We start from the raw sequence: 25437 nt of genomic DNA on the forward strand, positions 1-25437 counted from the left end.
CAAAAAATTAACGTTTTAGCAATAGCTATATAATATAGCCTGTGCTATATCTGTATATAATAAAGACATCCCTCAAGGACTGATGGGATTGTGAAGTCAGGAGGTTTACATGAATGAATTTAAGAGGTGCATACGCGTGTTTAGTCACTCTCCCTTTAAAGTACGGTTGATGCTGATCTCTATGCTGTGTGACATGATTAACAGCAAACCAGAGCAGGATAAACCTTCAGAAAAATAATGCGGCGTCGCGGTACGCCGCTTCATTTTCCTGCCGTCATTCGGGTACGGTGGTGGTTTTCGTCTCAATAACCCTTCTTTTTGTCAGTTTTGCCACGTCCCTCGCAAAACAATTTCTTTGTAGTAGTTGACCTTCTCTTGCGCACACTCTATCTTTTCGCAGCCCTGCGTATATTGCGGCTCGCGGATGCGGACCCTATCCCTCTTCTCGCTCTCTCAGGCAGGCAATGACCCTTAGCGCCAGGGTAAGCACATGGCGTTTTTGTATTAGTGGCGTATGAATTTAACCCTCAAAGATTCAATCATTGCTCGCAGTCGGGCTATTAGTCCGTGGACTGGCCTCTATTTCTTACAGTCTCTGCTAATAAACCTTGCTCTGGGCTATCCGCTTAGCCTGCTCTATAGCGTTGCTTTCACATGTATATTGATGCTGCTGTGGCGTAGCGCGCCGCGCGCGCAGAAGGCACTGATTGGCATTTGCTCACTCATTGCGGCAATGTACTTTCCGTTCGGCCAGGCTTACGGCTCACCGAACTTCAATACCTTACTGGCGCTGCACTCAACCAATATGGAAGAGTCAACCGAGATCCTGACCATCTTCCCCTGGTACAGTTATCTGGTTGGAGTGTTTATTTTTGCCCTTGGCGTTATCGCCGTACGCCGTAAAAAAGATGTGCAGCAGCGCAGCTGGAATAAGTTCGACAGCATTTGTTTGCTGTTTAGCGTTGTCGCATTCTTTGTTACCCCGGTACAAAACCTGGCCTGGGGCGGCGTGTTTAAGCTGAAAGATACCGGTTATCCGGTTTTCCGTTTCGCCAAGGACGTTATCGTCAATAACAACGAAGTGCTCGACGAACAAGAGCGTATGGCGAAACTGTCGAGCGTAAAAGACAGCTGGACGGTAACCGCCGTTAAACCGAAGTATCACACCTACGTCGTGGTGATCGGCGAAAGCGCCCGCCGCGATGCGTTAGGGGCGTTTGGCGGCCACTGGGATAACACCCCGTTTGCCAGCTCCGTTAACGGCTATATCTTCGCGGATTACATTGCGGCCAGCGGTTCAACGCAAAAATCGCTCGGCTTAACGCTTAATCGGGTAGTGGATAATAAACCCCAGTTCCAGGATAACTTTGTCACCCTGGCTAACCGCGCGGGCTTCCAGACATGGTGGTTTTCCAATCAGGGACAGATTGGTGAATACGATACGGCCATCGCCAGCATTGCGAAGCGAGCTGATGAGGTTCAGTTCCTCAAAAGCGGTGACTTCGAAGCGGATAAAAACACCCGTGACGAAGCGCTGTTGAAGATGACTGCCCAGGTGCTGGCAACCGAGCGCACCCAGCCACAGCTAATCGTGCTGCATTTAATGGGCTCGCATCCGCAGGCCTGTGACCGAACACAGGGTAAATACGAGACTTTCGTCCAGTCAAAAGAGACATCTTGTTATCTGTACACAATGACACAGACGGATAACCTGCTGCGCCAGCTTTACGAGCAGTTACGTAACAGCGGTAATAGCTTCTCGATGGTCTATTTCTCCGATCATGGCCTCGCGTTTAAAGAGCGGGGAAAAGAGGTGCAGTACCTGGCGCATGACGATCAGTTCCAGCAGAATTTCCAGGTGCCTTTCATGGTGCTGTCGAGCGATGATAAAGCGCATCGGGTGATTAAAGCCCGTCGCTCCGCCAATGATTTCCTCAGTTTTTTCTCGCAGTGGACAGGGATCAGCGCAAAGGAAATCACCAACAGCTACCGCTTTATCTCAGAGAAAAAAGCCGGGCCGGTGTACATCACCAACTTCAAACTGCAGAAGGTGGACTACAACCATCTGGGTACCGATATTTTCTCAACCAAATAATACGTTGTCGGCCGGATAAGGCATTTTGCTACCGATGCCTGATGCGCTGCGCTTATCAGGCCTACAACGACATTCCTTCCTGCATTACACGCAAAAAAATCCGCCCCAAGAGGCGGATTTTTCATATCACCGAAGTGATTAGAAGCGGTAACCCACGCCAGCAATCCAGGTGCCAACGTCAACGCTACGAATACGGCTCTGCTCGTAGGAGAAGTCCAGAGCAACGTTTTCAATCGGGTTGAACTGCAGGCCCGCACCGTAAGAGAAACCGTAGTCGCTGGTGCTGTGGTTGTAAGTCGAAGATTCTACGTTCTGGAATTTACCGTAACCAACACCCACAACGCCGTAGATGCTTGCCCAGTCGTTCAGACGGTAAGCCGGACCAGCAGTGATGCCGTAGTATTGGGTTTTGTTGTAGTCGCCAGAAGCATCGGTACGGTCTTTTTCAGTGTAAGTGAAGGAACCGATGACACCCAGCGGGTTGTTGTCCTGCTCGTAGCGATACTTCAGGTTGAAACCGTTCATTTTGTTTGCTGCGCCCTGAGCATCGCTCTGAGCGTAACCACCGGTAACGGTAGAAGTAGCAGCTACAGCAGTACCTGCGGAGAAAGCCAGAACAGCGGCCAGTGCTGAAAGACATGCAATTTTTTTCATAACCACCTCAAATGTGCTTCAAGTAAATCTTAAGTTTTAAATATACCAAAAATTGATGGGAAACTCTTTGCGATTCGCGATGTCTAACGGGGTCTTTCATGTAACAGAACATTTCAAAAACCCGCTATCTCTTTCAATTAACACCACTTTTTCAACTGAAAATACCATTATTGCGCGCACAATATGGCACATTCATCCAGAACATTCCTAATCACACAGATTATTAATCCATCATTTTCATGCCATTGTACGGAACTGAGCAATTTTTTTTTCAACGAATACTCAACCAGTTGAGCGTAATTCCATTACACTCGCTGTTTTACTTTTCTATACATAAAATCATCTGCGTCGTAACAATGCTGAAGCGTGGCACAGATGGAGACGTGTAATCATCATTTGACAGGAGAAAGGATGCCGGGGTTGTCACGTAAAGCGCCAGTCTGGTTGCCTATTTTGGTTTTGCTTATTGCTATGTCCTCCATTCAAAGCGGAGCATCACTGGCAAAATCGTTGTTTCCACTCGTCGGTGCGCCGGGCGTTACCGCGCTGCGCCTTGCGCTGGGTACGCTCATTCTTATCGCTTTCTTTAAGCCCTGGCGTTTACGATTCGCTAAAGAACAACGCCTGCCGCTACTGTTTTATGGCCTGTCTCTGGGCGGGATGAACTACCTTTTCTACCTGTCAATCCAAACCGTCCCACTGGGAATCGCCGTGGCGCTGGAATTTACCGGCCCGCTCGCGGTAGCACTGTTTTCATCCCGACGCCCGGTGGATTTCATTTGGGTTGCGTTGGCAGTGCTCGGGCTCTGGTTCCTGCTGCCTCTGGGTCAGGACGTTTCTCACGTAGATTTAACCGGCGCAGCGCTGGCGCTGGGGGCTGGCGCCTGCTGGGCCATCTATATTCTTACCGGGCAGCGAGCCGGGGCGGAACACGGTCCGGCAACCGTCGCAGTAGGGTCATTCATTGCAGCTCTGGTATTTGTACCAATCGGCGCACTCCAAGCCGGAGATGCCCTGTGGCACTGGTCCATACTGCCGTTAGGTCTGGCCATTGCAGTCCTCTCTACTGCGCTTCCCTATTCACTGGAGATGATTGCATTGACGCGCCTGCCTACGCGTACTTTCGGTACATTGATGAGCATGGAACCCGCGCTGGCAGCGGTTTCCGGAATGATCTTCCTCGGTGAAACGTTGACGCTTATCCAGACGCTCGCTCTGGGCGCCATTATTGTCGCATCAATGGGCTCTACGCTCACTATTCGTAAAGAGCCACAAATAAAACAAGTCGACGTGAATTAACCACGTATTATTCTGCATGGTTTGCATAATCATGCAGAATATCCAATTGTAAATCTGCGTGATAATAATTCTAATAAATATAATTTTCTCATCCGCATATTTCATTTAATCTTAAAATTAACATAAAAATAACACCGCGCAAGTAACAAAACCCTCATCACATTGATTTTATTTGATATTTTATATTCACCCTCGTCTTCACTATTAAAGTGATAGGCAACACCGGAAACAAAAATCCAAATTTAGCGCTATACTTAATTCCGTTGAAGAGTTGGGACATAAATATCAAGAGGATATGAAAATATGAGTACCGCGAAACTGGTAAAAACAAAAGCATCCGCCCTCCTTTATACCCGCAACGATGTGTCTGATAGCGAAAAGAAAGCGACCGTAGAACTGCTGAATCAGCAAGTAATCCAGTTCATTGACCTGTCATTGATCACCAAACAGGCTCACTGGAACATGCGCGGTGCAAACTTCATTGCAGTACATGAAATGCTGGATGGCTTCCGTACAGCTCTGACCGATCACCTCGACACCATGGCTGAACGCGCCGTACAGTTGGGCGGTGTGGCACTGGGCACAACTCAGGTTATTAACAGCAAAACGCCTCTGAAAAGTTACCCGCTGGATATCCATAGCGTACAGGACCACTTAAAAGAGCTGGCCGAACGTTATGCCGTAGTTGCAAACAGCTTACGTAAAGCTATCAGCGAAGCAAAAGACGAAGATACCGCGGATATCTTTACCGCAGCTTCTCGCGACCTCGATAAATTCCTGTGGTTTATCGAAGCCAACATTGAGTAACAGCAGACATAAGAATTACCTATATAACCCTCGCTCCGGCGGGGGTTTTGCACATCTATGGTGCATAACATTGATCATTCGTCACTCCAAAGTAAATTATTTGTAATAATCACCTCACACAATCGTTAACGAAAGATTGTTTTATCAACAATTTTTACGCTAAATAGTCATACCGTTTGCACCGTGACTGGTTCGCACCAAATGAGTGCCCCAAAACAGTGCAGATTATTCGCTATGCCCTACTTATTGTGCAGAGAAACGAGACACCCTCTTGTTAAAACAATGAGTTGCAAAATTGGCACGATTTTTTCATTAAGCCATATGTTCTCGCAGGGGATCGCCCCGTGGATATAAAAGGAAATCCTATGAAGTCTGTATTAAAAGTTTCACTGGCTGCACTTACCCTGGCTTTTGCGGTGTCCTCCCATGCCGCAGACAAGAAACTGGTTGTCGCAACCGACACCGCGTTTGTACCGTTTGAATTCAAACAGGGTGACAAATACGTTGGTTTTGATGTGGATCTGTGGGCTGCCGTGGCCAAAGAACTGAAACTGGATTATGAACTGAAACCGATGGATTTCAGCGGCATCATCCCGGCTCTGCAAACCAAAAATATCGACCTGGCACTGGCAGGTATCACCATCACCGAAGAGCGTAAAAAAGCGATCGACTTCTCCGACGGCTACTACAAAAGCGGTCTGTTAGTGATGGTGAAAGCGAATAACAACGACGTCAAAAGCGTAAAAGATCTGGATGGTAAAGTCGTTGCAGTTAAGAGCGGCACCGGTTCCGTTGATTACGCGAAAGCGAATATCAAAACCAAAGACCTGCGTCAGTTCCCGAATATCGATAACGCATATATGGAACTGGGCACCAACCGCGCAGACGCTGTACTGCACGACACACCAAACATTCTTTACTTCATCAAAACAGCAGGCAATGGTCAGTTCAAAGCTGTAGGCGAATCGCTGGAAGCCCAGCAGTACGGTATCGCCTTCCCGAAAGGCAGCGACGACCTGCGTGAGAAAGTGAACGGCGCGCTGAAAACGCTGAAAGAGAACGGTACTTACAACGAAATCTACAAAAAATGGTTCGGTACTGAACCTAAATAATAACCGGCAGCGTTGCCCGGTAGCGTGATGCTTACCGGGCCTACGCCTGGATTTTTGAGACCTGTAGGCCGGATAAGCACAGCACATCCGGCAAAACGGGCATTTGAATATTTACACCACGGTAACAGGAACGACATATGCAGTTTGACTGGAGTGCCATCTGGCCCGCCATCCCGCTTTTGATTGAAGGCGCCAAAATGACCCTGTGGATCTCGGTCCTCGGTCTGGCTGGCGGTCTGATAATCGGACTTGCAGCAGGGTTTGCGCGCACTTTCGGCGGTTGGATCGCCAACCACGTAGCGCTGGTGTTTATCGAAGTCATTCGCGGTACGCCAATCGTTGTGCAGGTAATGTTTATTTACTTCGCTCTGCCAATGGCATTTAACGATTTACGCATTGACCCCTTTAGCGCCGCCGTTGTCACCATCATGATCAACTCCGGGGCCTATATTGCGGAAATCACCCGCGGTGCCGTGCTCTCAATCCATAAAGGGTTCAGCGAAGCCGGTTTGGCGCTTGGACTTTCACGCACAGAGACTATCCGCCACGTTATTTTACCTCTCGCACTGCGTCGTATGCTGCCGCCGCTGGGCAACCAGTGGATCATCAGCATTAAAGATACCTCGCTGTTTATTGTCATTGGCGTCGCTGAACTGACCCGTCAGGGCCAGGAAATCATTGCCGGTAACTTCCGCGCACTGGAAATCTGGAGCGCCGTTGCGGTGTTCTATCTGATCATTACGCTGGTGCTGAGCTTCATTCTGCGTCGTCTGGAAAGAAGGATGAAAATCCTGTGATTGAATTTAAAAACGTTTCTAAGCACTTTGGTCCAACCCAGGTGCTGCACAATATTGACCTGAACATTCAGCAGGGTGAAGTCGTGGTGATTATCGGGCCGTCAGGATCCGGTAAATCTACCCTGCTGCGCTGCATTAACAAACTGGAAGAGATAACCTCCGGCGATCTGATCGTCGATGGTCTGAAAGTAAACGATCCGAAGGTAGACGAGCGCTTAATCCGTCAGGAAGCCGGAATGGTGTTTCAGCAGTTTTACCTGTTCCCACATCTGACGGCACTGGAAAACGTCATGTTCGGACCGCAGCGCGTACGCGGGGCGAATAAAGAACAGGCCGAGAAACTGGCGAAAGAGCTGCTGGCAAAAGTGGGTCTGGCCGAACGTGCACATCACTACCCTTCTGAACTGTCCGGTGGTCAACAACAGCGTGTGGCTATCGCCCGTGCGCTGGCAGTAAAACCGAAAATGATGCTGTTTGATGAGCCAACCTCAGCACTCGACCCTGAACTGCGCCATGAAGTTCTGAAAGTGATGCAGGACCTGGCGGAAGAAGGGATGACCATGGTGATTGTGACCCACGAAATCGGCTTTGCCGAAAAAGTGGCTTCACGCCTGATTTTCATTGATAAGGGACGAATTGCCGAAGACGGTAATCCGCAGGCCCTGATTGAAAATCCACCCAGCCAACGCTTACAGGAATTCTTGCAGCACGTTTCCTGATAGCTCAACCTCCCTTCGCCCGAAGGGAGGTTTTTCACCAGAATCCTCTCATTTCAAGTCCCTCCCGCCCTGACATCTATACTTATCCTTTTGAATTTATTTTCTCATGGGAGGAGTCATGCGCTGGATCCTGTTCATCTTTGTTTGTCTGTTGAGTCTTCCGACTCAGGCAGTGACGATACCTGGCGTCACCACGCCAACGTCAACCAACGCACAAACCGCCCCGGCAAAGGAGCCGGATGTTGAACAGAAGAAAGCGGCCTACGGCGCACTGGCTGATGTGCTGGAAAATGACACCTCGCGGAAAGAACTGATCGATCAGTTACGCAAAGTGGCGACAACTCCTCCAGCCGAACCGGTGCCAACTATTGTCCCACCCACGTTAACGGAAGAAAAAACGGTGCTGGAAAACGTCACCGATGTCACCCGGCACTACGGTGAGGCGCTCTCCAGCCGCTTTGCCCAGCTTTATCGCAATATTACCGATGCACCGCACAAGACCTTTAACCCGCAAACGTTCACCAATGCCCTGACTCATTTTTTAATGCTGGCGGCGTCAGTGTTCGGGTTTTACTGGCTGATCCGCCTGTGCGCGCTGCCGCTGTATCGCAAAATGGGGCAATGGGCGCGGCGGAAAAACCGCGAACGCAGCAACTGGCTGCAGCTTCCGGCGATGATCGTTGGCGCATTCATTATTGATTTGCTTCTGCTGGCGCTGACATTGTTTGTCGGGCAGATACTGAGCGACAGAATGAACGCCGGCAGTCGCACCATCGCCTTTCAGCAAAGCCTGTTTCTCAATGCCTTTGCCCTGATTGAATTCTTCAAAGCCATTCTGCGTCTGATATTTTGCCCAACGGTGGCCGAACTGCGTCCGTTTAACATTCAGGATACCGGTGCGCGCTACTGGAATCGGCGTTTGAGTTCATTAAGCAGTTTGATTGGTTACGGGCTTATAGTTGCCGTTCCCATTATCTCCAATCAGGTCAATGTGCAGGTCGGCGCGATGGCCAACGTCATCATCATGCTGTGTATCACGCTATGGGCGCTGTACCTGATTTTCAGAAATAAGAAAGAGATAACGCTGCATTTACAGAATCTGGCAGAAAGATCGTTAGCTTTTTTCAGCCTGTTTATCCGCGCCTTTGCGTTGGTATGGTACTGGCTGGCCAGCGCCTATTTCATTGTGCTGTTTTTCTTTTCGCTGTTTGATCCGGGCAACAGCCTGAAATTCATGATGGGCGCTACGCTGCGCAGCCTGGTAATCATTGGAATTGCCGCCTTTGTTTCCGGCATGTTTTCCCGCTGGATAGCCAAAACTATTACCCTTTCGCCACACACCCAGCGCAGCTATCCGGAATTACAAAAACGACTGAATGGCTGGCTGTCGACGGCGTTAAGCGTGGCCAGGATCCTGACGGTGTGCGTTGCGGTGATGCTGCTATTGAATGCCTGGGGATTGTTCGACTTCTGGAACTGGCTGCATTACGGCGCAGGAGAAAAAACGGTGGATATTCTGATCCGTATCGCGCTGATTTTATTCTTCTCCGCCATCGGCTGGACGATCCTTGCCAGCCTGATTGAAAACCGTCTGGCTTCCGATATTCACGGACGCCCGCTACCCAGCGCTCGTACCCGCACCCTGTTGACGCTGTTTCGCAATGCGCTGGCGGTGATCATCAGCACGATCACCATCATGATTGTGCTGTCGGAAATTGGCGTTAATATCGCCCCCTTACTGGCCGGGGCAGGGGCGCTGGGGCTGGCTATCTCTTTCGGCTCGCAAACGCTGGTAAAAGATATTATTACCGGGATTTTTATTCAGTTTGAAAATGGCATGAACACCGGCGATCTGGTGACCATCGGTCCACTCACCGGTACGGTTGAACGAATGTCCATTCGTTCTGTGGGCGTGCGTCAGGACACCGGGGCGTACCATATCATTCCCTGGTCATCGATTACGACCTTCGCCAACTTTGTGCGTGGAATTGGATCGGTCGTCGCCAATTACGACGTAGACCGCCATGAGGATGCGGATAAAGCGAATCAGGCGTTGAAAGACGCGGTTGCTGCGGTGATGGAAAAAGATGATATTCGCGGGTTGATTATCGGCGAGCCGTCGTTTGCCGGGATTGTAGGATTAACCAATACGGCATTCACGCTACGGGTCTCGTTTACCACCTTGCCGCTGAAGCAGTGGACGGTACGTTTTGCGCTCGACAGCCAGGTGAAGAAATACTTCGATCTAGCCAACATACGCGCCCCGGTACAGACGTATCAAGTGTTACCTGCACCAGGGAATGGTCCTGCGTCGGCGGCAAGCGAACCACTACCGCCAACCGAGCCAACGCTTTAGCGTTTACGCGCCATAAAACGACGACGCTGATCGTTATCCATAAAGGTCCAGGCAATAAAGCGACTCTGCTTTTGCCCCTGGGCCATCTCTTTCTTGACCACTTTCACCGCGCCCGCATCCGTTAACGCGTGATACAGCGGAGGCAAGTTCTCACCGCGCGACACCAGCGTGGTGAACCACATCACCTGGCGACCAAAGGCCTGGCTTTCAGCAATCATTTTCTTGATGAACGCCACTTCACCGCCTTCACACCACAGCTCCTGCTGCTGTCCGCCAAAGTTCAGCGCATCGTCTTTGTCCTGTCCCAGATTACGGCGTTTGCGCTCGCTTCCGGCACGGGCTGAGGCCGCAGAATCATGGAATGGCGGGTTACATAATGTGGCTTCATACTGCTCATTTTTGTGAATGATGCCGTTGAAGATTGCCGTTGCATCTTTCTGGCGACGCAGACGAATAGCACGGGTTAATCCCGGATTGGCGTTGACGATCGCCTGAGCGCTGTTAAACGCTTCGCTACTGGTTTCACTACCCGTGAATCGCCAGCCGTATTCATGCACGCCGATCAGTGGATAAATACAGTTTGCCCCCACTCCCACGTCCAGCACGCTCGCATTTGCCGGAATGGTTCCGTTGGTTTCACCCAACAGATCGGCCAAATGGTGTATGTAGTCAGCACGACCAGGCACCGGCGGACACAAAAAACCATCTGGAATATCCCAGTTTTTCACCGCATAAAAATGCGCCAGCAGTGCTTTATTGAGCGCCTTTACTGCCTGCGGATTCGCGAAATCAACACTCTGCTCGCCGCCGGGCGTGAGGGTGAGAAATTGCGTCAGCTCGGGCGTAACCTGGCATAAAGTCGCAAGATCATAACGGCCATTGTGGCGGTTGCGTGGGTGTAATCCCGGTTTCAGGGCGGACATAGCATTCTCCTTTTAACAGCGGCGTAAGATACCCGCATAACGCCACGCGGTAAACACACACAACAAGGAAATTTGATTTTTTACACCTGTTTGACGCTTTACTAATTGTTCAAAAAACAGACAGCTCATCACCAATTTTTTGCGGTAAATGTCATCCGCTGACGACCTAAACTTATCAGGCACACCTGTTGTTTTTCAGAGGATATCACCATGAAGAAATGCCTCACATTACTTGCTGCTACCGTACTTTCCGGTATGACATTTGCCTCCTTTGCTGCACAGCCATACACCAGCCCAGCTACCGGTCAGCTACAAGCTTCCGGCACAGTATCCGCTACCGGCGCCTCTAACCTGAGCGACCTCGAAGACAAGCTGGCAGAGAAAGCGAAAGAGCAAGGGGCAAAAGGCTTTGTCGTTGATTCTGCGGGCGGCAAAAATCAGATGTACGGCACCGCAACCATCTATAAGTAACCCCCATCTCAGCCCAACTGCATTCAACCCGAATGCAGTTTTCTGTCCGCAATTCACGTCATTCCCGGTGCGAATTGTAATCACCGTGTAGTAATTTTGAATCCAATGTAAACAAATGTATTTATTTTTGAAGTAATGAATGCTAAAACGTCGCACTGATTAGTAATGCTTATCAAAATCATTATCAATTACACATTCATTTCCGCGAGGCCTGCAGGGTATAACATCCTTAGAGATGTCCCTTCGCGTGAGTGAAACCGTCCACTCAAACAATAATAAGTCACTCATTAACATGGATAAAAATCGCAACTTGCCGTCCAGTAGCTTTCACTCACTGACTTTTTTTGCCGGTCTGTGCATTGGCCTGTCCCCTATAGCTCAGGCTGTCGCTGCGGACGACCAGGATAAAAAACAAGAAGACACTCTGGTCGTTGAAGCGGCCAAACCTTCGCTGTACGCCCCAACACAGTCTGCCGACCCTAAATTCTCCCGGCCGGTGGCGGATACAACCCGCACCATGACGGTGATTTCTGAGCAGGTGATTAAGGATCAAGGCGCAACAAATCTGACCGACGCGCTGAAAAACGTCCCGGGCGTTGGCGCATTTTTCGCCGGTGAGAACGGTAACTCCAGCACCGGTGACGCGGTTTACATGCGTGGTGCGGATACCTCGAACAGTATTTATATCGACGGTATCCGTGATATTGGCAGCGTCACGCGCGACACCTTCAATACCGAACAGGTGGAAGTAATCAAAGGTCCTTCCGGTACCGACTATGGACGTAGCGCACCGACTGGCTCTATCAATATGATCAGCAAACAGCCACGCACCGACTCAGGAATCGATGCATCGGCCAGCGTCGGTAGCGCCTGGTTCCGCCGTGGTACGCTGGACATTAACCAGGTCATCGGCGAGACCACCGCCGCACGTTTAAACCTGATGGGTGAAAAAACGCATGATGCTGGTCGCGATAATGTTAAGAATGAACGCTACGGTGTGGCCCCCTCTCTCGCTTTTGGCTTAGGCACAGAGAATCGACTGTACCTGAACTATTTACATGTCACCCAGCACAACACGCCGGATGGCGGCATCCCTACCATTGGCTTGCCGGGATATTCCGCACCTTCTGCGGGGACTTCTGCACTGAATCATTCAGGCAAAGTGGATACGCATAATTTCTACGGTACCAACTCGGATTATGACGATTCGACAACCGATACCGCGACGATGCGTTTTGAACATGACCTGAACGACAGCACCACTATTCGCAACACCACCCGCTGGTCGCGTATTAAACAGGATTATCTGATGACGGCGGTGATGGGCGGCGCGTCTAACATCACCCAACCCACCAGCAGCGTCGACAGCTGGACCTGGTCACGCCTGGCAAATACCAAGGATGTCAGCAATAAGATCTTGACCAACCAGACCAACCTGACCTCAACGTTCTACACGGGATCCATCGGTCACGACATCAGCACCGGCGTGGAGCTGACGCGCGAAACACAAACCAACTATGGCGTGGCGCCGATCACCCCACCACCGGTGAATATCTATCACCCCGACAGCAATGTGAATATCGGCGGATTGTCTCGCAACGGCGCCAACGCTAACGGGCAAACAGATACCTTCGGTGTATACGCTTTTGATACGCTACAAATTACCCGTGAATTCGAGCTGAACGGTGGTATTCGCCTCGACAATTACCGGACTGAATATGACAGCGCCACCGCTTGCGGCGCTTCCGGTCGCGGCGCAGTCGCGTGCCCGACAGGCGTGGCTAAAGGTTCCCCGGTCACCACTGTAGATACTGCCAAATCAGGCAATCTGGTGAACTGGAAAGCTGGCGCGCTGTATCACCTGACCGATAACGGTAACGTGTACATCAACTATGCCGTTTCTCAGCAACCGCCGGGCGGCAGCAACTTTGCTCTTGCTCAGGGCGGCAGCGGTAACAGTGCGAACCGTACCGATTTCAAACCGCAGAAAGCGAAAACCAGCGAGATCGGCACCAAATGGGAGGTGCTGGATAAGCGCCTGCTGTTAACCGCCGCGATTTTCCGCACAGATATTGAGAATGAAGTTGAGCAGAACGACGACGGTACCTATTCCCAGTACGGAGAGAAACGCGTTGAAGGCTACGAGCTCTCGGTAGCAGGTAACATCACCCCCGCATGGCAGATTATTGGGGGTTACACGCAACAACGCGCGACCATCCACAGCGGTAAAAACGTTGCTCAGGATGGATCCTCTTCCCTGCCATATACACCGGAACATGCGTTCACGCTGTGGAACCAGTATCAGGCTACCGATGATATCTCCGTTGGCGCAGGCGCTCGCTACGTGGGCAGTATGCATCGCGGTTCCGATGGTGCGGTGGGGACGCCATCCTACACTGAAGGTTACTGGGTCGCTGACGCCAAACTGGGCTATCGCGTGAATCGCAATCTCGATTTCCAACTAAACGTCTATAACCTGTTCGACACCGATTATGTATCCTCCATAAACAAGAGTGGATACCGTTATCATCCGGGCGAGCCAAGATCTTTCCTGCTCACCGCCAATATGCATTTCTAATCCATCGCGTGGGGCGTAAGCCCCACTTTCAGGAGAAACACTGATGATGTACCACATTCCCGGCGTTCTGTCGGCGCAGGATGTAGCCTGGTTTCGCGAACAACTGGACGCTGCCGACTGGGTTGATGGCCGCGCAACCACCGGCGCTCAGGGGGCGCAGGTTAAAAACAACCAGCAGGTGAATACGCAAAGTGAACGCTACGGCGTTTTACAACAGGCGGTACAGACTGCGGTAAATAACAGCGCGCTTTTCTTCGCCGCAGCACTACCGAAAACGCTCTCCACACCGCTGTTTAATCGCTACCAGGACAACGAGACCTACGGTTTTCACGTTGACGGTGCGGTGCGTAGCCATCCGCAAAACGGCTGGATGCGCACGGACCTTTCCGCAACTTTATTCCTGAGTAACCCGAATGATTATGAAGGGGGAGAACTGCTGGTCAATGATACTTACGGCCAGCATGCGGTTAAGCTTCCGGCAGGGGATCTGGTGCTTTACCCTTCCAGCAGCCTACATTGCGTCACGCCAGTGACCCATGGCGTTCGTGTAGCGTCTTTTATGTGGATACAGTCGATGGTCCGTGACAACAAAAATCGCGCCATGCTTTTTGAACTGGATAAAAACATTCAATCCCTGAAGGCTCGCCATGGGGAGAGCAGCGAGATCCTGTCATTACTCAATCTCTACCATAACCTGCTGCGTGAATGGTCTGAAATCTGATACTGCTGGCGCGTGGTCGTTTTTCAGCCATCACCTTCGCTATACTTAGTCTGTAGACATCAGCAGGAGGTACACATGGCATCCGGATGGGCAAATGACGACGCGGTTAACGAACAGATCAACAATACTATTGAAGATGCTGTTGCCCGCGCTCGCGGTGAGTTACCGACGGGAGAAAGTCTGTATGAATGCGAAGAATGCGGCAATCCTATCCCTCAGGCCAGACGTGAGGCCGTGCCTGGTGTACGCTTGTGCATCGCCTGCCAACAGGATAAAGATTCACATAGCGCATAATTTTCAGGATATAATCGCAGAGGTTCGAAAGACAGCCAGCTACGTTGACTTATCTTTACCAAAAGTTTCAGCGCATACGATTTCCTTTACGAGCACGCTTTTTTGCACCCTGTGTAGCAAAATGTGCCGTTGTCGCCTTCTCTGTAAAGCGCAATGACAAGAACTGTAAATCCCTTACTCGAATTTATTAATATTCAATAAGTTATTTGTCATTCAATTTTTTTGATTGATGTCGTCAATTCTATTCGATTTTCTCTCACCAAAAAAAACGTGATACTTATCACATCGACGGAACAACGTCTTCTTAAAGAACACTGACTAACAGAACAACCCTGCGAGAGATTAATCATGAAAAATATCAAATTTGCTGTTGCTGCCATCGCCCTGTCTACCCTGTCATTTGGCGTTTTCGCTGCCGAGCCGGTTTCCTCTACTCAGGCGCAAAACATGAACAAAATTGGTGTGGTATCTGCTGACGGCGCCACTACGCTGGACGGACTGGAAGCCAAACTGGCTGAGAAAGCGAATGCAGCTGGCGCAACTGGCTACAGCATCACTTCCGCTATCGGCAAAGACAAAATGAGCGGTACCGCGGTTATCTATAAATAACCGAAAGATTACCTGTACGACCCAATGCTCCAACCCTCATTGACCCTGTTTGTTACCCTTTGTTTGCCCGTCCGCCACTGGACGGGCTTTTTTTTGCCTATTTTTCCAGCCGTTGGCAGAATTCCTGCAACACGGCGTCTGGCATCCCAATTTGCAGTGCCGCCTCACAAATCGCTTGCCAGCTTCCGGCATCCAGCGGAATACCGTGTTCCAGCCGTTCCTCGCGAGTGTTCACCTCCCACTCCCCAGGCAACAGGATCGGGGCATCTTCAGCATGCGGCGACGCTTTCACCCACTCAGCAAATGCCGCGACCTGGTTGTCGCAGTCCGGCGCGCCGAACAGTTGTGGATTCATAATGATGGTGGTCATACAGTTAATGATGGCGTCCGCGCTGGTCTGCAGGCTCTCTTCATGTGTGGTTTTACCGCCAGAAAGCGCACCGCCCATAATTTCGCACATCGCCGCCAGCGCATACCCCTTGTGCTCGGCAAAGGTCAGCAACGACCCCAGCGGAGAAACCTGCATTACCGCAGGATCGGTAGTGGGAACACCCGCCACATCAATCAGGCATCCTGGAGCCACCGGCTCGCCCTTATGCCATGCCACACGGGTTTTGCCAAACGCGATGGCGCTGGTTGCATAGTCCAGCAACAGTGGGAAGGTATTTTTACGTGGAAACACGACGCAGAAAGGATTGGTGCCAAAACGGCTATCGCGCCCATGAAACGGTGCGACCATCGGGATCCCCACCACATTCACAAAGTGTACCGAGACAAAACCTGCCGCCGCACATTGCTCCGCCCAGTAGCCAATACGGCCGATATGGTGCGAATTATGTAATGCCACGGCAGCGATTCCGTACTGACGCGCTTTTTCGATTCCAAGCGTGATTGCCTCGTGCGCCGCCACCTGACCAAACGCACAGTCGCCGTCAAGCGTAATCACCGCCCCCACATCTTTTACCACTTTGGCATGACGGTTGATCTGCAGATGCCCCTGCGAGAATGAACGAATATAGCTTGGGATCATACCGATGCCATGGGAGTCGTGACCGGCGAGGTTAGAGGCTATCAGATGGTCGGCCACCAGCCGCGCCTCCTGATCATTGCATCCCATCTGATGAAAAACGGCCTGGATAAAGGCGTGCAGCGTTGGCACATGGAAGCGATGTCCACTGTTCATTGTTATCTCCTGTTGTGTCGCGTGTTTGTTGTGTTTCTTATTTTTCAACAAACTATGCTGCGCCACGGTGCGCTGGAGGTCAATAAACGTGCAGAAATTTCACATTGCCGAAAAGAGAGAACCGACAGGCCAGGCAACAGGCCCGTCGGGATAACAAATGGTTTAGAAACTTTGCTCGACGCGGGTAAGTCCTTCAGCCAGCGAGGCGGACTCACCGGTTGCCACCAGGCAGCAGGCCATCTGGATTTTCAACGATGCCGGAACAGGCTCACTGCCAGCCAGACAACGCTCAATCCAGCGCGCGGTGGTTTCCGGATCTTTTGCTACCGGTAGCGGTACCGGCTCGTCAGGCATCTCGCTCTGTCGGTCTTGTAGCACTCGCACACCGGATGAATCTATCAGGCTTATCTGCGGGCAGCGCTGCGGGTTGGCATACACTTCGCCCTCGGTACCATGCATCAACAGGCCGCGCCCACCGATATCGCCGAAGAACTTTGCCACGCGCGAAACATATTCCGGGTGGGACACGCTGGAAAGACGCAGCGCGGCATCTTCAGCAAACGGCGTGGCTAATTTAGCCAGCGTATGTGCACTGTTACGCACACCCATGCGCCAGCGCATCGCCAGCTGTTTCTCCAGCGGAGGACACAGCGCGCTCACCGGGATAAACACCGGCTCATGACCATCCAGCTTTGCCTGTGCCTGTCCCGCATGCAGCGTTGGCGTAATGCCCATCAGTTCGAAAATGGTTTCTGTCAGCACGCGGGTTGGATCTTCACTGACGCCGTGCACCACTACTGGAAAACCCAGCTTGTGCAGTAAAATTGCCAGCAACGGAGTCAGATTCGCCTGCTTGCGTGCGCCATTATAGCTGGGAATGACAATCGGCATGGGTTTGGTTACCGGCGGAGTCAGGCGAATGGTGTGGTTTTGCATCGCTTCGTAAAAGCCCAGCATCTCCGCTTCACCTTCGCCCTTGATACGTAGCGCAATCAGTACCCCGCCCATCTCAAGGTCAGGTACATCGCCGTTCATCATATGGGTATACAGTCCGCGAGCAGTATCCTTATCCAGGTCACGCGCGTGATTTTTTCCTCGCCCAATCTCTTTAATGATTTTGCGGTAATCCATCGATAACTCCTTGCCTGTTGCTCGCATCGTTAACGCCGACGGCGGCGCGTGGGTTTCGCTTTTTCTTTTGGTTTTACTATAACGTCTGGCACAGCAGGTTGCTCTATCGGAAATATGGGTAACGCGTTCAGTAAACGCTTGCCATAGCTTTTGGTCAATAAACGCTTGTCATAAATAACCACTTCTCCCCAGCAGCCATGGCTACGGATGAGTCGCCCAACCTGCTGGATCAAATTGAATGACGCCGCAGGCAGGCTCTGCACCTCGAAGGGGTAGCGGTTCAGACTTTTCAACCACTCGCCCTCGGTGATCACCACCGGGCTGTCGATAGGCGGAAAAGCAATTTTGTGAATATGCACCTGAGTCAGCAGGTCGCCTTTCAAGTCCAGACCTTCAGCAAAAGATTGCAGCCCAACCAGCACACTGCGCTCGCCGTTGGTCACCCGTTTGCGGTGCAACTCCACCAGACGGTAGCGCGGCTGATCGCCCTGCACCAACAACAGCAGGCGCAGATCGGTAACGTGCTCAAGAAAACGCTGCATCGCCCGACCGCTGGCAAAAAGTACCAGCATGCCCTGATGCTTTTTACTCTCCAGCTGTTCGCGAAAATAGGCGGCCATTTCCGCGATATGCTGCTCTTCGTTATCAATTAACGGTTCGTAGCGCATCTGCGGAATGACTATTTTGCCCTGTTCAACGTGATTAAACGGTGAATCCAGCGCGACAAACCGGTCCCCTGCTTTTTCTTTCAGACCGCTCATCTCCTGCAAACGCGAGAAGCTGTTGAGCGAGCGCAGCGTTGCGGAAGTGACAATAATATGCGGGACGCTACGCCACAGCAGTCGTTCGAGCTGATCGCTCACACGGATCCCCACGCAGTGGAACCAGACGTGGATCTGCCCGTCACGCACCTCGCGCGTCGCCCATTTACTCACCGGCGCGCCTGACGATTGCGCGAGCGATGCCAGCCGCCACAGTTTGCTTTGCGCCTCAAACATGCCCAGCGCCCGGTTCATCTGCAAAATAACCCGATGCAGACGCACGATATCGTGAGTGCCGGTTTTTTCGCTGAGATCGTTGAGGAACAGTTCCGCCAGACCGCGCAGCATTTCTGTTAGCTTTGCCAGACGCTGACAAATCTCCATCACTTCCGTAGGCAATTCGCCCATCGCGAAGCGGTGTTCTGCCTCCTGGGTAGCGGGCATATACAGATTAAGAATGTTATTGAGCGATGAAATCAGCTCATACAGTTCCTCACAGTGACCGTTCAGACGCTCGGCATTTGCCAGTGGCGGCGTGGTCTTCGGGCGAAACTGCTCCAGGCAGGTAGCCACTAATTTGCAAAATAGATCCAACTGAAGTCGATACCAGGGGGCGCTGATTTCTGCGCTCATCTCCAGCGCATCGCGCGCGACATCCGGCAAATGGTGGCCTTCATCAAGTACCAGCAGTAGGTTTTTCGGCTCCGGCAAGACGGCTTCGCTTTCCATGGCCGCCATTACCAGCGCATGATTAGCCACGACCACTTCAGCTTCCTGAATCTCCCGGCGGGCGACAAAAAAAGGGCATTCACGATAGTAGTGACAGTTGCGATTCAGACAGCTGGCTTTATCGGTGCTCAGACGTTGCCAGAGTCCGTCATCAATGGCGATATCGGTGTGGTCGCGCAGCCCGTCCCACTTGTAGCTGTCGAGATCGCCTTTTAGCCTGGCACAGCGCTTTTGTTCTTCCTGGTTGTTGGGCGTCAGGTCATCGTCGAGAAAAGCCAGCAGATCCTGCTGATTGGGTTCAGTGCTGGCCAGCGCCGCTAAGTTACGCGGGCAGACATAGCGTCCGCGACCAAACGCAGCGGTAAAACGCAGGTCGGGGATAATTTTGCGCAGCAGCGGTAAATCTTTGCTGTAGATCTGGTCCTGCAAAGCGACGTTGGCGGTACTGACCACCAGCGTTTTTTGTTCTTCACGCGCGATGGCAATACCGGGAATCAGATACGACAGGGTTTTCCCCACCCCGGTCGGTGCTTCAATCGCCAGATGCCGCCCTTCTTCCCCGGAGAGCGTTTTCGCGACGTCAGCAATCATCTGCCGCTGCGGCGCACGGGGGATAAAGTCGGGGATCTGTTCCTGAAGCGCCTTGTACCAGGCGGCGATTTGCGCTTTTAGCGCAGCCGTAAGTGCCATGAGAAAACCTGAAATACTGTATAAACAGCCACTATTGTGGCACATTTCAGGCGTTGGATGTACCTTTTTCCCCCATTCTGGAAAGCGCTTCGCAGCTCTGGCTTAAATTACCGGATGGCGGCTTACACCTTATCCGGCCTACAGTCAGGTATATTGCAGGCCGAATAAACGTGTCGGTTAATAGTATCCCAGCAGCTTCCACCACAGCATGCCCACTGCAAAAATGATAATCACATTTGCCGTTACCACACAGAGGTTAATTTTGTAAAAACGCGGTCGTTCAAAATAGCCCTGGGCAAAATAAATAGGACCAGGTCCGCCACCATACTCGGTATTCCCCCACATCAGATTACTAAAGATGCCGAAGCAAATAGCGACCATCATCGGCGGTGCACCCGCAGCGATCGCCGTGGCCGCGAAAGGAGCATACAGCGCAGCTACGTGCCCGGTAGCCGTAGCAAAGAGATAGTGGACATAAATGTAAAGGATCCCCAGCACAATAAAGGACTCAATCGCACCAAACCCTTGCATACCGCTGCCTAACTTTACTGTCATCCATTTAATAAAACCCAGATCGGCAAGTCCGGTCGCCAGGCTAATGATGACGCTAAACCAGATAACCGTATCCCAGGCTGCATGGTCATTAAGCAAACTTTTCCAGCTAACAGCACCCGAAGCAAACAGATAAGCAGCCAGCCCCAGCCCGACAGATGTGGCAGACAATCCAGTAATCAAACTGGTGCCCCAGCCAACCAGCGCCAGCACAAAACCAAACGCGACCTTTTTCTCGTTGCTGCTCATCGAACCGAGCTCACCGAACGCCTGCTTACCCATCGCTTTTGCCTCTGGCGTACGCTTAAGCTCAGGATCCAATAATTTATAGACCAGTAGCGGCATCAGACAGAAACAAACCATCGCAGGGACTACTGCGGAAATAAACCATCCGCCCCAGGTTATCTCCATACCCAATGACGATTTCGCCAGGCTCGCTACCAGCGGATTCGCCGCCATCCCGGTGAGAAATATCGCCCCGGTAATCGGCGTAAACTGGAAGCACACCATGGTTAAGAAATCGCCAATACGTTTGCCCGTTACCCCTGGAGCGGAGCCCAACACATCATTGATGGAACGCGTGATGGGAAAAATTATGCCCCCGGACCGCGCAGTTACTGACGGCATTGCCGGGGCCATAATCAGATCGGAAACCCCCAGTGAGTAAGCAATACCCAGGCTGCTGCCGCCAAAGAGCGATAACATTTTATACGCAATACGTTTCCCCAGTCCTGACGTCACAAACCCCAGAGACAAGACGTAGGCGCAGAAAATGAGCCATACCGTACCGGACGCAAACCCTGACAGCGCCTTTGCCTCTGGCAACGTTTTGGTGAAAATAACCACGCAAAGCGCAATCAACATCACCGCCCCCGAAGGGAGCGGCTGAGTGAGAATGGCGGCAATGGTCGCGGCAAATATCGCGAACATATGCCAGGCCTGAGGCGTCAGACCATCAGGAACAGGATAAAACCAAATGATCGCGCCTATCGCCAGCGGTATCAGGAACGACAGAATGGATTTTCCCGTGACAGAATTCGTTGACATAAAAAGATCCTTATTCCGTTAGCCCGAGAGCATTCATTTCCGCGACATGTATCTTGCTAATACCTGATCCACCATCGCCGGTGCCATTCCAAGGTAATTTGCCGGGTCGGTCAGTTTTTCAATCAACTGTGGGTCCAGTCGTTCAGAGACAGATGGCATCGCATTCAGCACATCAGCCAATCGTCCACCTTGTTCGTTGACGATACGACAGGCGTCATACACCACGTCATGTGCATCCTGACGACCAATATACGGAGCCAACCCCATCATGACCGCTTCAGCCACAATCAATCCATTAGTCATGCCGAGGTTACGTTTCATCGCCTCTTCATCGACCACCAGCCCCGCCAGCATAAAATTGGCCTGATGCAATGCCCCCGCGCTGAGCACGAAACTTTCTGGGATAGCAATCCATTCGGCATGCCACGGCCCGGTTGCACGCTCCAGATCTTGCACCATCGCATCAAGCATCAACCCTGCCTGTTGGCGAACGCCTTTGGCACAGGCCAGCATCAACTCGCTGGAAATAGGGTTGCGTTTCTGCGGCATGGTACTGCTGGCGCCACGCCCTTTAACAAACGGCTCATACAGTTCGCCAAACTCATTTGCTGCCAGCAGCATTACGTCGTAGGCAATCTTGCCCAGCGACCCGGTAATCACCGCTAACAGGTTCACCGCTTCGGCAAAACCATCACGCGCGACGTGCCAGGTGGATGTTGGGACATTTAGCCCAAGCTCTTCCATCATCGCTTTTTGTACCGCCAGCCCTTTATCCCCCAGCGATGCCAGCGTACCGGCCGCTCCTGCAAATTCGCCGACCAATACACGAGGACGCGCCTGGGAAAGACGTTCCGCGTGGCGTTCAAACATATCCAGCCAGATGGCCGCTTTGTAACCGAATGTCACGGGCAAAGCCTGTTGTAAATGGGTTCTCCCGGCCATCGGCGTATCACGGTAGCGGCGTGAAAGATCGGCCAGCGTGGCGCGGAGTTTGTCCATATCGGACTCAATGAGCGCAAAAGCATCACGAATTTGCAGAACCACTGCGGTGTCCATAATGTCCTGAGTGGTGGCCCCCCAGTGCACATAACCGCCAGACTCGCCAGCCTGTTTAGAAATCTGGTGGACCAGCGGTAGGATCGGATAACCCACAATTTCGGTTTCATGGCGCAATAAATCAAAATCGAGCGTGTCGGCATTACATTTTTCAGCAATTTCCTGTGCCGCAGCCTCGGGTATCACACCGCAGCGTGCCTGAGCTTTAGCTAATGCCACTTCCACTTCCACGTATTTGCGCACCAGCTCGCGATCGTCAAACACCGCGCGCATCGCCGGTGTGCCGAAAGAATCCCTGAACAGAACAGAATCAAGTACATTCGAAGCCATAAATCCCCCTGGAAAATCTGATAATGATAAGATGCGTGTTTACGGCAGTTTGTTGGATATTCAAATGCCGCCACAATGTCCAGACATAAACAAATGTCCGTACATTTGAATGTACGGACATTTATAGTATTCATAAGAAATGTAGGGAATAGTCCGTACAAATTTTCGTGATAAAGATCACTAATATTTTGATGAAACTGCGATGAAAGAATCTCTGTACAAGCGAATAGCACGTGAACTGGCGCAGCAAATTGCGGTGGGAACCTTTGCCCCCGGTTCGCTGTTTCCTACGGAAATGGAACTGTGTGAAACATGGCAGGTCAGCCGCCACACCATGCGTGAGGCGCTAAGGGAATTAACAGAGCAAGGTCTGATATCACGGCGTAAAGGCGCGGGAACTCGCGTTCGCGAACCTAAGGCTAACGGCGTCAATCACCCGCTATCGCATCTTGAGGATCTGTTGCTGCTAGCCAAAAACAATCTGCGCGTCATCAAGAAAATCGATGAGATTGTGGCGGACATAGAGCTGTCCCAGATGATTGGCTGCCCACCAGGTTCCCGTTGGCTGCACATTGCCAGCACTCGCGAAGATGCGCAAAACCCCGATGCGCCAATCTGCTGGACGGACAGTTATGCCAGCACGGATTACGCCAAGCTGCGTACGTACATCCGTGACGACCCACACTCGCTAATCAGCGATTTGATCGAAACCCATTACGGTATCAAAAGTCATGAGGTGCACCAGACCATTACGGCTGTCGGCGTGCCAAAAAAGGTGGCAAAGATCCTCAATGTTGCACCTGATTCACCAGCGATGAGAATCGTGCGTCGTTATCTGGACAGGGACGGGAAAGTATTTGAGACGACGATTTCGATTCACCCGGCAGGACGATATACCTGCTCAATCGTGCTGAAATCGCAAAGTTCGGGGGAGTGATTGACCTAGCCGGCCTACACAGTGTGTAGGCCAGCTAGCGTGTTTATACTGCCATACAGCAAGGTAAATTACTGCGCTGCAGACGGTTTGCGCGGACGGCGCGGTGGACGAGGTTTATCACCTGCCGGTTTGCCTTCGCCATTACGCGGCTTCGCTTTTGGCGCTCCGCCATCCTGACGACGCGGCTGCTGTCCACGCCCTGCTCCGCCCTGCCCACGACCACCGCCGCCGCCACGCTGCTGACGACCGTTCTGGATCGGCTCAGCTTTAATGGACGGGTCTGGCTCATAGCCTGGCGTTGCAATACGCGGGATCTCTTTTTTCAGCAACTTCTCGATGTCACGCAACAGCTTGTGTTCATCGACGCACACCAGAGACAACGCTTCGCCGGTAGCGGCCGCACGACCGGTACGACCAATGCGGTGCACGTAGTCTTCCGGGACGTTTGGCAGCTCGTAGTTCACCACGTGCGGTAACTCTTCAATGTCCAGACCTCGCGCGGCAATATCGGTCGCTACCAGCACGCGAATATCACCGGATTTAAAATCAGCCAGCGCACGCGTACGCGCACCCTGAGATTTATTACCGTGGATAGCCGCACTGCGGATGCCGTCTTTATTCAGCTGCTCTGCCAGATGGTTCGCGCCATGTTTGGTACGGGTAAACACCAGCACCTGCTGCCAGTTGCCCTGACCAATCATCTGCGACAGTAGTTCGCGTTTACGTTTTTTATCAACGAAATGAACGTGCTGAGTAACCTGCTCTGACGCGGTATTACGACGCGCCACTTCGATTTCCAGCGGGTTGTGCAACAGTTTTTCGGCCAGCGATTTAATGTCATCAGAGAACGTTGCCGAGAACAGCAGGTTCTGACGTTTTGTCGGCAATTTCGCCAGAACGCGACGAATATCGTGAATAAAGCCCATATCCAGCATGCGGTCAGCTTCATCCAGTACCAGGATCTCAACCTGATCCAGTTTCACCGCATTCTGGTGTTCCAGATCGAGCAAACGACCCGGAGTGGCGATCAGCACATCTACGCCGCCACGCAGCTTCATCATCTGCGGGTTAATGCTGACGCCGCCGAAGACCACCAGCGAGCGAATATTCAGATACTTACTGTAATCACGGACGTTTTCGCCAATCTGGGCCGCCAGTTCGCGGGTTGGCGTGAGGATCAGCGCACGAACCGGACGACGGCTTTTACCATGCGGCTGATTGGTGATCAGGTGCTGCAACAGCGGCAAGGTAAAACCTGCCGTTTTCCCCGTACCGGTCTGGGCGCTGGCCATCAGATCGCGGCCTTCCAGCACGGCAGGAATAGCCTGCTGCTGAATAGGGGTAGGTTCACGGTAACCCTGCTCGGCAACGGCACGTAAAATTTCAGGGTTTAAACCAAGGGAATCAAAAGACATAACAACTCCGAACCGCCCTGACCGTTACCGGTGTCGTTTTCAGGGAGATACATACAATAGAGATGACAAAAACCACAATGTCATGAAGGGGCGGAGTGTAGCAGTTTTTGTGATGTGCCGCATAAATTATCCCTTCACTGGAAAATAACGCTCCGGACTGGACAAGGCTGC

General features: G+C 51.8%; 22 protein-coding genes. 14 read left to right on the top strand and 8 right to left on the bottom strand.

All coding sequences use genetic code 11. The features are described from left to right. Window positions 1–109: 109 nt before the first annotated feature. Entirely contained in the window at window positions 110–238 is a 129-nt protein-coding gene (gene mntS, locus OGY17_RS16515; RefSeq protein ID WP_003831584.1) for a manganase accumulation protein MntS, read from the top strand. Window positions 239–514: 276 nt separating this feature from the next. Then, window positions 515–2095, top strand: coding sequence for a phosphoethanolamine transferase (locus OGY17_RS16520; protein WP_057067342.1), 1581 nt, complete (start codon window positions 515–517; stop codon window positions 2093–2095). A gap of 138 nt (window positions 2096–2233) precedes the next feature. Here the strand turns inward: OGY17_RS16520 and ompX are convergent, their stop codons facing one another. After that, window positions 2234–2749 carry an outer membrane protein OmpX gene (ompX, locus tag OGY17_RS16525; RefSeq protein ID WP_003831579.1) on the bottom strand — a complete coding sequence of 172 codons (516 nt, stop codon included), beginning with the start codon at window positions 2747–2749 and terminating at the stop codon, window positions 2234–2236. A gap of 411 nt (window positions 2750–3160) precedes the next feature. On the opposite strand from ompX, the gene rhtA reads away from it, so the two are divergent. The 6 genes from rhtA (at window position 3161) to ybiO (ending at window position 9839) form a co-directional block, all read left to right on the top strand. Continuing rightward, window positions 3161–4048: a threonine/homoserine exporter RhtA gene (rhtA, locus tag OGY17_RS16530; RefSeq protein ID WP_008784209.1), complete on the top strand. Its 888-nt coding sequence runs from the start codon at window positions 3161–3163 to the stop codon at window positions 4046–4048. 303 nt (window positions 4049–4351) lie between these two features. After that, entirely contained in the window at window positions 4352–4855 is a 504-nt protein-coding gene (gene dps, locus OGY17_RS16535; protein ID WP_286607816.1) for a DNA starvation/stationary phase protection protein Dps, read from the top strand. A gap of 365 nt (window positions 4856–5220) precedes the next feature. Next, a complete protein-coding gene (glnH, locus tag OGY17_RS16540; protein ID WP_048235778.1) occupies window positions 5221–5967 on the top strand; it encodes a glutamine ABC transporter substrate-binding protein GlnH in 747 nt (248 codons plus the stop codon). 137 nt (window positions 5968–6104) lie between these two features. Further along, on the top strand, window positions 6105–6764 hold the full coding sequence (glnP, locus tag OGY17_RS16545) for a glutamine ABC transporter permease GlnP (protein ID WP_003035248.1): 660 nt from the start codon (window positions 6105–6107) through the stop codon (window positions 6762–6764). Next, window positions 6761–7483, top strand: coding sequence for a glutamine ABC transporter ATP-binding protein GlnQ (gene glnQ / locus OGY17_RS16550; protein ID WP_003035246.1), 723 nt, complete (start codon window positions 6761–6763; stop codon window positions 7481–7483). Before glnP ends, glnQ begins: the two co-directional genes overlap by 4 nt. A 118-nt stretch (window positions 7484–7601) precedes the next feature. Then, window positions 7602–9839, top strand: coding sequence for a mechanosensitive channel protein (ybiO, locus tag OGY17_RS16555; RefSeq protein ID WP_125363316.1), 2238 nt, complete (start codon window positions 7602–7604; stop codon window positions 9837–9839). Here ybiO and rlmF read toward each other — a convergent pair. Further along, window positions 9836–10762: a 23S rRNA (adenine(1618)-N(6))-methyltransferase RlmF gene (gene rlmF, locus OGY17_RS16560; protein WP_008784207.1), complete on the bottom strand. Its 927-nt coding sequence runs from the start codon at window positions 10760–10762 to the stop codon at window positions 9836–9838. The genes ybiO and rlmF overlap by 4 nt on opposite strands. A gap of 210 nt (window positions 10763–10972) precedes the next feature. Between rlmF and mcbA the strand changes: the two genes are divergently transcribed. The 5 genes from mcbA to ybiJ all read left to right on the top strand — a co-directional run bounded on the left by mcbA (window position 10973) and on the right by ybiJ (window position 15435). Beyond that, complete coding sequence (mcbA, locus tag OGY17_RS16565; RefSeq protein ID WP_003831565.1) at window positions 10973–11233, top strand: DUF1471 family periplasmic protein McbA; 261 nt, start codon at window positions 10973–10975, stop codon at window positions 11231–11233. A 292-nt stretch (window positions 11234–11525) separates the two neighbouring features. Continuing rightward, entirely contained in the window at window positions 11526–13811 is a 2286-nt protein-coding gene (locus tag OGY17_RS16570) for a catecholate siderophore receptor Fiu (RefSeq protein ID WP_008784206.1), read from the top strand. Between the two features lie 43 nt (window positions 13812–13854). Then, window positions 13855–14532 (top strand): PKHD-type hydroxylase YbiX, encoded by a 678-nt coding sequence (gene ybiX, locus OGY17_RS16575; protein ID WP_008784205.1) that lies wholly within the window; start codon window positions 13855–13857, stop codon window positions 14530–14532. Window positions 14533–14607: 75 nt separating this feature from the next. Beyond that, entirely contained in the window at window positions 14608–14826 is a 219-nt protein-coding gene (locus tag OGY17_RS16580) for a DksA/TraR family C4-type zinc finger protein (protein WP_286607818.1), read from the top strand. A gap of 348 nt (window positions 14827–15174) precedes the next feature. Then, window positions 15175–15435: a DUF1471 family protein YbiJ gene (gene ybiJ, locus OGY17_RS16585; protein ID WP_003831561.1), complete on the top strand. Its 261-nt coding sequence runs from the start codon at window positions 15175–15177 to the stop codon at window positions 15433–15435. Window positions 15436–15532: 97 nt separating this feature from the next. Here ybiJ and OGY17_RS16590 read toward each other — a convergent pair whose 3' ends face one another. From OGY17_RS16590 to OGY17_RS16610, 5 genes are all read right to left on the bottom strand, one after another. After that, window positions 15533–16618 (bottom strand): malate/lactate/ureidoglycolate dehydrogenase, encoded by a 1086-nt coding sequence (locus OGY17_RS16590; RefSeq protein WP_252431106.1) that lies wholly within the window; start codon window positions 16616–16618, stop codon window positions 15533–15535. Window positions 16619–16780: 162 nt separating this feature from the next. Beyond that, window positions 16781–17749, bottom strand: coding sequence for a DNA-binding protein YbiB (gene ybiB / locus OGY17_RS16595; RefSeq protein ID WP_032942772.1), 969 nt, complete (start codon window positions 17747–17749; stop codon window positions 16781–16783). A gap of 29 nt (window positions 17750–17778) precedes the next feature. Continuing rightward, window positions 17779–19929 (bottom strand): ATP-dependent DNA helicase DinG, encoded by a 2151-nt coding sequence (dinG, locus tag OGY17_RS16600; RefSeq protein ID WP_071445151.1) that lies wholly within the window; start codon window positions 19927–19929, stop codon window positions 17779–17781. Between the two features lie 177 nt (window positions 19930–20106). Then, window positions 20107–21528: a DASS family sodium-coupled anion symporter gene (locus tag OGY17_RS16605; protein ID WP_286607821.1), complete on the bottom strand. Its 1422-nt coding sequence runs from the start codon at window positions 21526–21528 to the stop codon at window positions 20107–20109. Window positions 21529–21561: 33 nt separating this feature from the next. After that, a complete protein-coding gene (locus OGY17_RS16610; RefSeq protein ID WP_008784199.1) occupies window positions 21562–22914 on the bottom strand; it encodes a class-II fumarase/aspartase family protein in 1353 nt (450 codons plus the stop codon). Between the two features lie 202 nt (window positions 22915–23116). Between OGY17_RS16610 and OGY17_RS16615 the strand changes: the two genes are divergently transcribed. Next, on the top strand, window positions 23117–23851 hold the full coding sequence (locus tag OGY17_RS16615) for a GntR family transcriptional regulator (RefSeq protein WP_286607824.1): 735 nt from the start codon (window positions 23117–23119) through the stop codon (window positions 23849–23851). A gap of 68 nt (window positions 23852–23919) precedes the next feature. On the opposite strand, the gene rhlE is transcribed toward OGY17_RS16615, so the two are convergent. After that, entirely contained in the window at window positions 23920–25266 is a 1347-nt protein-coding gene (rhlE, locus tag OGY17_RS16620) for an ATP-dependent RNA helicase RhlE (protein ID WP_286607826.1), read from the bottom strand. Window positions 25267–25437 lie beyond the last annotated feature (171 nt).

It is taken from the genome of Citrobacter sp. Cpo126 (genome assembly GCF_030332445.1).
GTDB classification, from domain to species: domain Bacteria; phylum Pseudomonadota; class Gammaproteobacteria; order Enterobacterales; family Enterobacteriaceae; genus Citrobacter; species Citrobacter portucalensis.

What these genes read in the sequence shown, in the direction of transcription:
- mntS (WP_003831584.1), top strand. Translation starts at nt 110, where the DNA reads ATGAATGAATTTAAGAGGTGCATACGCGTGTTTAGTCACTCTCCCTTT.
- OGY17_RS16520 (WP_057067342.1), top strand. Translation starts at nt 515, where the DNA reads ATGAATTTAACCCTCAAAGATTCAATCATTGCTCGCAGTCGGGCTATT.
- ompX (WP_003831579.1), bottom strand. Translation starts at nt 2,749, where the DNA reads ATGAAAAAAATTGCATGTCTTTCAGCACTGGCCGCTGTTCTGGCTTTC.
- rhtA (WP_008784209.1), top strand. Translation starts at nt 3,161, where the DNA reads ATGCCGGGGTTGTCACGTAAAGCGCCAGTCTGGTTGCCTATTTTGGTT.
- dps (WP_286607816.1), top strand. Translation starts at nt 4,352, where the DNA reads ATGAGTACCGCGAAACTGGTAAAAACAAAAGCATCCGCCCTCCTTTAT.
- glnH (WP_048235778.1), top strand. Translation starts at nt 5,221, where the DNA reads ATGAAGTCTGTATTAAAAGTTTCACTGGCTGCACTTACCCTGGCTTTT.
- glnP (WP_003035248.1), top strand. Translation starts at nt 6,105, where the DNA reads ATGCAGTTTGACTGGAGTGCCATCTGGCCCGCCATCCCGCTTTTGATT.
- ybiO (WP_125363316.1), top strand. Translation starts at nt 7,602, where the DNA reads ATGCGCTGGATCCTGTTCATCTTTGTTTGTCTGTTGAGTCTTCCGACT.
- rlmF (WP_008784207.1), bottom strand. Translation starts at nt 10,762, where the DNA reads ATGTCCGCCCTGAAACCGGGATTACACCCACGCAACCGCCACAATGGC.
- mcbA (WP_003831565.1), top strand. Translation starts at nt 10,973, where the DNA reads ATGAAGAAATGCCTCACATTACTTGCTGCTACCGTACTTTCCGGTATG.
- OGY17_RS16570 (WP_008784206.1), top strand. Translation starts at nt 11,526, where the DNA reads ATGGATAAAAATCGCAACTTGCCGTCCAGTAGCTTTCACTCACTGACT.
- ybiX (WP_008784205.1), top strand. Translation starts at nt 13,855, where the DNA reads ATGATGTACCACATTCCCGGCGTTCTGTCGGCGCAGGATGTAGCCTGG.
- OGY17_RS16580 (WP_286607818.1), top strand. Translation starts at nt 14,608, where the DNA reads ATGGCATCCGGATGGGCAAATGACGACGCGGTTAACGAACAGATCAAC.
- ybiJ (WP_003831561.1), top strand. Translation starts at nt 15,175, where the DNA reads ATGAAAAATATCAAATTTGCTGTTGCTGCCATCGCCCTGTCTACCCTG.
- OGY17_RS16590 (WP_252431106.1), bottom strand. Translation starts at nt 16,618, where the DNA reads ATGAACAGTGGACATCGCTTCCATGTGCCAACGCTGCACGCCTTTATC.
- ybiB (WP_032942772.1), bottom strand. Translation starts at nt 17,749, where the DNA reads ATGGATTACCGCAAAATCATTAAAGAGATTGGGCGAGGAAAAAATCAC.
- dinG (WP_071445151.1), bottom strand. Translation starts at nt 19,929, where the DNA reads ATGGCACTTACGGCTGCGCTAAAAGCGCAAATCGCCGCCTGGTACAAG.
- OGY17_RS16605 (WP_286607821.1), bottom strand. Translation starts at nt 21,528, where the DNA reads ATGTCAACGAATTCTGTCACGGGAAAATCCATTCTGTCGTTCCTGATA.
- OGY17_RS16610 (WP_008784199.1), bottom strand. Translation starts at nt 22,914, where the DNA reads ATGGCTTCGAATGTACTTGATTCTGTTCTGTTCAGGGATTCTTTCGGC.
- OGY17_RS16615 (WP_286607824.1), top strand. Translation starts at nt 23,117, where the DNA reads ATGAAAGAATCTCTGTACAAGCGAATAGCACGTGAACTGGCGCAGCAA.
- rhlE (WP_286607826.1), bottom strand. Translation starts at nt 25,266, where the DNA reads ATGTCTTTTGATTCCCTTGGTTTAAACCCTGAAATTTTACGTGCCGTT.